Origin of the sequence: Promineifilum sp. (SeqCode) (genome assembly GCF_041918635.1) — a bacterium.
In the GTDB taxonomy this organism is placed as follows: domain Bacteria; phylum Chloroflexota; class Anaerolineae; order Promineifilales; family Promineifilaceae; genus Promineifilum.
Map to the genome: position 1 here is coordinate 1 of NZ_JAYRVJ010000775.1, position 4,516 is coordinate 4,516.

General features: G+C 67.7%; 3 protein-coding genes and 1 pseudogene. All 4 read left to right on the forward strand.

The features are described from left to right. Positions 1–1,791 (forward strand): annotated as a pseudogene (locus ACE3UY_RS22255) (hypothetical protein); the annotation flags it as partial. Beyond that, positions 1,791–2,840 (forward strand): hypothetical protein, encoded by a 1,050-nt coding sequence (locus ACE3UY_RS22260; protein ID WP_374689664.1) that lies wholly within the window; start codon positions 1,791–1,793, stop codon positions 2,838–2,840. The pseudogene ACE3UY_RS22255 and the gene ACE3UY_RS22260, both read left to right, overlap by 1 nt. A gap of 103 nt (positions 2,841–2,943) precedes the next feature. Further along, a complete protein-coding gene (locus ACE3UY_RS22265) occupies positions 2,944–3,465 on the forward strand; it encodes a hypothetical protein (protein WP_374689665.1) in 522 nt (173 codons plus the stop codon). 113 nt (positions 3,466–3,578) lie between these two features. Next, on the forward strand, positions 3,579–4,516 hold a 938-nt coding region (locus ACE3UY_RS22270; RefSeq protein ID WP_374689666.1), incomplete at its 3' end, for an exonuclease domain-containing protein.

Below are 4,516 nucleotides of genomic sequence, written 5' to 3' on the forward strand. Positions count from 1 at the left end.
ACCCGCGCCACCGATCCGCACGTGCTCGAAGCCGTCCTGGACATCCTGGTCGATTCGCGGCTGGTGCTGACCGGCGTCGCGCCGCCCGGCGACACGAAGATCGTCGAGGTGGCCCACGAGGCGCTCATCCGCGAGTGGCCCACCCTGCGCCACTGGCTCGACCAGGACCGCGAGGCGCTCATTCGCCACCGTCAGTTGACCCAGGACGTGAACGACTGGCTCAAGTTGGAACGCGACCCCGGCGCGCTCTACCGGGGGGCGCGACTGGCGCAGACGCTGGCCTGGACGACCGACGCGCCCGATCCGTTGAGCGTGGCCGAGAGCGAGTTTCTGGACGCCAGCCGGGCCGCGGCTGAGGAAGAGACTCGGCGCGCCCGCCAGTTGGCCGCCGCCGCGCGCAACCAGCGCATCCTGGCTGGCGTCGCCGCCGTCCTATTGCTGGCCGTTGTCGTCGCGGTGCTCTATAGCCGGGGCGTCTTCAGCCCACCGGCTGAACCGGATCAAATGGACGGCAACTTCAACATCGCCGTGGCCGAGTTCGCCGTGTTGGACGCCGATGGACGGCTGACCAACGACAGCCACGACGGCGGCCTGCGCGTCGCCCAGCGCATCGGCGCGGCTTTGCAGCGCGAGTTGGCTGAGCAGCCGGAGGTACTGGTCTGGTATGACAGCCCGGAATTGCTCAGCGAGCACAACGTCGTGATCGGCGTGGTCGGCCCGCCGCCGCTGGACGCGACCGACCCGGCCGAGGCCGCTGGCGCGCTGAACGCCGACATGGTCATCCACGGCGTGGCCGAACCGAGCGCCGGCGGGGCCAATCTCATCGTGCGCTTCCACGTGCAGCCGCAATTCGACGCGGACGTGGGTCAGATGATCGGCAACTACGAATTCACAACGCGCATCCCCGTCTTCGACGCCACCGACCCGGCCGAGGAGGTGTGGCGCGAACTGGATCCGCTGGCCAACGCCCTGGCCTGGTTATCTTTGGGCTTGCGAAAGGAGATCATCGGCGAGCAGGCTGAGGCCATTGACGCGCTTGAGCGCGCCGCCGAGTTCGCGCCGGACTCGGACATCGTCCAGTACTTCCTGGGGCAGGAGCACTTCTACAGCGCCCAACGGGCCGGCGGGGACGAAGCGCAATTGGTCGCAGCCGACGCCGCATTTGCCGAGGCGCTGCGCCTGAACCCCGATAACGCCCGGGCGCACATCGGCCAGGGCAGCGTCCATTTTGTCCGCGCCCAACGGCTGCTCAACGCCGCCGAAGACCTGCCCGCCGGCGAGGAACGGGAGGTGGCGTTGCGCACCGTCCAATCGGAGGCGCAAGCCGCGCTCGACGCCTACAACCCGATTGCCGGCCAGCCGGAGCAGATCGAGACCTACGGCGTGCCCGTGGCCAGCATCGCCCGGCTGGGCCAGGGGATCAGCCTGCGCGTGCTGTCCGACGTGGCCGATTTGCAGGGCGACCGGACGACAGCCGAGAGCCACATCGACCGGGCCATTGCCGCGCTGGAGCAAGACCTGGAGCGGTTTGACACGGCCAATGACCCCCGTCTCGCGGCGCAAACCTATCAGGCGCTGGGCACGTTCTATCACTGGAAAGCCTTCCTGCTGAGCGTGCGCGGCGCGACTGACGAAGCCATCGCCGCGCGGGATACGGCTCTAGGTTATTTCAACGACTGTGTGCGACAGGGGGAGGCGTTCCCGATCGATACGTACATGGTTGAACACATCGTGGAGGGATTATGCGTAACGAGCATCGACGCGCTGCTTCAGCCGGCCGGGGGCGAATAATGGGTATCAGACGATGGAATGTCCTACTCCTGCTGGCGGGCCTGTTGCCGCTGCTCGCCGCTTGCGGCGGCGGGGGCGGCGGCGACGTGACCGAGCCGACGGTGGGTGTCGTCATCGACGATCCGGTTGCGACCTCGGTGCAGCAGACGGTGGTCGCCATCTCCGTGGCCCAGACGGTTGCCGCGCTGAGCAGCCCGCCGCCACCCGATGCGACAACCCCGCCGACGCCCACGCTGGCGCCGACCGCGACCGGCGCGCCGACGGCCAGCGAGCCGACGCCCGCCCCGGATACGCTACCCTCGCCGACGACGGCCAACGCGCCCACGACTCAGGCGGGCGTCTGCACCGTTGTCAACGGCGTCTACCTGCGTTCCGGCCCCGGCACGGTCTATGACCCGCCCATCGGTCTGGTGGGCGTGGATGCTCAACTCATCCCGCTGGCCCTCAGCCCCATTGGCTACCCGCTGGGCCAGTGGGTGCTGGTGCAGGTAGCGGGCACGGATCAGGTGGCCTGGGTCAGCGCCGGGCCGCAGTGGATCGCGTGCAACATTGACCTGGCAATCCTGCCGCCGGCCGACACCATCCCGCCCACGCCCGCTCCGCTCGCCTCGCCGACGCCCACCGTGACGCCTTTCATTGCCCGGCCCGACATCGACAACGACGCGCCCGGCGGCTCTTTCCCGACCGGCCACGTGCTGGGCGAGGTCATCGTGGATCCGACCTTTCTGTTCCGTATGGACGTGCGCGACCTGAACGTGGGCGAGTTCGAGGGCGCGGGCATCGAATCAGCCGAGTTCAGCATTACCGGCAATGGCGTGGACTACTTCCGGCGCGAGAGCACGGCCGGCTTCTGCGTCTTTGGCGGCGGCGAGCCGACGTGCAACCCCTGGCCGGTCAATAGTCAGGGACAGTTTACCTGGGGCGAGGGCGGGCCGATCGTGCAGAGCGGCGACTACTTCGCCTCGATCAACGTGACCGCCGATGAGCCGGACCCGGACTTCGGCAACGTCTGGAATTGGAACTTCGAGTTTCGAGTGACAGTGCCATAGAAGAGGGAATCCACAGATTTCGCAGATTACGCAGATTGGCTTTGGGGTGTTGGTAGTGAACATAAGCGGTATGGTTGGCAAACGGGCTTTAGGATTGGCTGGCGTGAGCGCAATGCTCCTTTTGGTCGCTTGCCGGGGCGCGGCCGTGCCGGAGGAGCCGACCCGCGTGGAGCCGACGCCGCCCGGCGCGAGCCTGCCCGTGCCCAGGGAGCGGCCTGATGTGGACAACGACGCGCCGGCTGGCATCTGTGAGGATACGGCCAACATTCTCAGCCGCGTCGATCCTGTCCCCGAAGGGCTTTTCCGAGCGCTGGCCCTTGACAATCGGGTGGGGGCCAACGACGGCGACGGCATCCGCGGCGTGCGCTTCATCGTCGTGGGCGACAACCTGAACTACGCCAAGGACGAAACGACCGCTCCCTACTGTATCTTCGGCGGCAACGAGCCGGATTGCGGCCCCTGGCCCCGTGATGACCAGGGACGCTACACCTGGGGTGTTGGCGGGCCGGCCGTCGAATCGGGCAGCTACCAGGTCTTCGTTGAAGTCGTGGCCGGCCAGGCCGACTCCCTCAGCGGCCGCGATCGCTGTGATTGGAGCTTCTCGATGCGCGTAGAAGCGCATTGAGCGAGGAGCAGCGGAGAAAGCGCCTTTCACCCCTGCTCCCCCGCCCCCTGCTCCCCTGCTCCCCTGCCCAATTACCTATGACTCCTATAGAACAAATGATATAATCCCTCTCCATGACCCCCACCTACGTTGCGGTCGACGTGGAGACGACCGGCCTGGACCCGACGCGCGATGCCATCATCGAGGTGGCCGTCGTGACCTTTCGCGGCAACGATGTGCTCGATGAGTTCTCGTCGCTGATCAACCCTTTGCGCGACATCCCGCCCTTCGTCAGCCAGTTGACGAGCATCACCCAGGAGATGGTCGCCGACGCGCCCAGCCTGTTCAGCCTCCGCTCGCGCCTCAAGACGAAGCTGGGCGACTACGTCATCGTGGGCCACAACGTCGAGTTCGATCTCGGCTTCCTGCGCGAGGCCCATCTGGCCCACGGCAACCCGCGCATCGACACCGTGGCGCTGGCCGGCATCCTGGTGCCGGAGGCGGGCCGCTTCAGCCTGGGCGCGCTGGCCGACTATCTCCACTTCCCGCTGGAGGAGGGTCAGAACCACCGCGCCCTGAACGACGCCATCCAGACGGTCGAGCTGTTCCTGGCGCTGCGCGAGCGCGCCCTGGCGTTGTCGCTGGCTCAACTCGAAGAGATCGTCGAGGCCGGCCGGCGATTGGGCTGGCCGGAGGCGCTCTTCTTTGAGGACGTGCTGGCCGAGCGGGCGCGCCACGCCTTTGAGGGGCCGGAACTGCGCAACCGCGGCCGGCTGCAACGCCTCTACAACGCCCCGCGCCCGGAAGGCCAGCCCCTCACGCCCGACGAACACCCCCGGCCGCTGGACGTAGCCCGGCTGACCGCGTTCATCCGGCCCGGCGGACATTTCGATCGCGCCTTCCCCGGCTTCGAGCACCGGCCGCAACAGGTCGAGATGATGCAGACCGTGGCCGACGCGTTCAATTCCGGCCGGCACGTCCTGGTGGAAGCCGGCACGGGCACGGGCAAAAGCCTGGGCTACCTGCTGCCCGCCGCCTACTGGGCCACCCAGAACGGCCGGCGCGTGGTCAT

Coding starts and splice junctions, on each gene's coding strand:
- ACE3UY_RS22260 (WP_374689664.1), top strand. CDS start 1,791: ATGGGTATCAGACGATGGAATGTCCTACTCCTGCTGGCGGGCCTGTTG.